Origin of the sequence: Terriglobus sp. YAF25 (assembly GCF_052113305.1) — a bacterium.
In the GTDB taxonomy this organism is placed as follows: domain Bacteria; phylum Acidobacteriota; class Terriglobia; order Terriglobales; family Acidobacteriaceae; genus Terriglobus.
In genome coordinates, this window is the sequence record NZ_JBFRCY010000823.1 from 1 (window position 1) to 1,879 (window position 1,879).

At 56.8% G+C, this 1,879-nt stretch carries 1 protein-coding gene; it reads left to right on the forward strand.

Translation table 11 applies throughout. The features are described from left to right. On the forward strand, positions 1–1,879 hold a 1,879-nt coding region (locus AB4043_RS24175; RefSeq protein WP_442308343.1), incomplete at both ends, for a TonB-dependent receptor domain-containing protein.

The window sequence follows — 1,879 nt, forward strand, 5'->3', positions numbered from 1 at the left end:
GAGCGGAGCGGCGACTTTTCAAGCTCCTCTATCGCCAGCGGAAAGCTGCTGACGATCTATGATCCGGCTACGACCAATACCAGCACCGGTAACCGTACTGCTTTCGCGGGTAACGTCATTCCTCTCAGCCGCCAGTCTGCTATCGGGCAGAAGATCCTTGCGGCGCTGCCGACTTGCGGGGCGGGTTGCACGACAGGAGGCTTCTACGGCGCCACCAACTTCCGTCCGACCGATCTGCTGGGTGACCGCGCCGACGAGTTCGTCGGCAAACTGGATCATCTCATTACTCAGAGGTGGGCTGCCAATATCTCCTATATGCACTATGGCTCGAAGGAGCCGGGTGGCAACCCCCTTGGTTCCTTCGCCGGTGACGGTAACTCCTACCTGCTGTACCGCAAGGTAGACGCCACCACCGTCAACACTACGTATACGTTGAACCCGACGACCGTGCTGACCGCCGGATGGGGTTTCAACCGCTTCCCGAACAATACCCTCGATCTGACCAACAACTATGATCAGACGCAGCTCGGCCTGCCATCCAGCTATGTAAATGCACTGCAGAAGAAGTCGTTCCCACSCATTACGCTGTCGCAGGTGAGCACCCAGATGGGTACGAACAACTCCGGTCCTGCTGCCTTCTACTCCCGTAATTTCGTGTTCGGTATTTCGAAGGCGTTAGGTAAGCAGTCACTGAAGGCTGGTTATGTCTACCGCTCCATCAGCGTGGACTTCACGAATGTCAGTAACGGCAACGGCTTCTTTACCTTCAACAACACCTTCACCGCTTTCAATGCGAATTCGAAGACAGTCAATAGCGTAACGACCGGAGCCGATCTCGCCGATTTGCTTCTGGGATATCCGACTACCGGACAGGTGCAGATCGCCAGCAGGATCGCACTCAATGTTCCGTACCATGCTTTCTACTTCCAGGACGACTATCGCCTGACCAACCGTCTGACAATCAACGCCGGTCTGCGTTATGAGTGGGAACCTGGTATTCACGAGCGCTACAACAAATACGCTGTTGGCTTCGATCGTACGGTCAGCAACCCCATCTCATCGACATCGGGTGTAGCCACAAAGGGTGGCATCATGTTTGCCGGCCAGAACGGCTACTCCAATAGCTGCTGCAACAACAGCAACACCAAGTTCGCGCCTCGTATCGGCCTGGTGTATTCGCTCGACCAGAAGACCGTGGTGCGCGCCGGATACGGTGTCTTCTACGCTCCGATCTACTACTCCACCAGCGCTTCTCTGGCTCCGGGTTACGTTTCAACGACCAGCTATGTTGCGTCAAACGACAACAACAACACACCGGCGAACTCGCTGGCGAACCCTTACTCCGCGATCAACCAGCCTGTAGGAAACTCGCTCGGATACTCGCAGGGTCTTGGTGACGCGCTCACCACCATCGATCAGTACCGCCGGTCGCCGGTTGTGCAGCAATACTCGCTCGACATCCAACGGGAACTCCCCTACGGGGTTGCATTGCAGTTGGGTTATGTCGGATCGAAGGGGCGTAACCTGCTGCCAGGTAACGGCACTACCTACAACCTGGATCAGATCAACCTGGGAGCGATTCCGTACGGCCAGGGAGCCTGCCCCGCCAGCACGGGAGCCTCTACGGCGGCCTTCCTGAATGCCAAGAGCGCGAACCCCTACTACAACAAGGGCGGAATCGGCGTCATCGCTGCTTCCACTGTCGCAAACTCACAGCTCTGCAAACCATTCGCCGAGTTCTCGAGCGTCAATATCCAGCCCAGCAACTCGAAGTCGCTGTATAACTCGATGATCATCAAGGCCCAGAAGAAGATGGCGCGCGGCGTCACCTTCGTGACGGCGTTGACCTGGTCCTCGAACTGGGACTCCACCTTTGGTC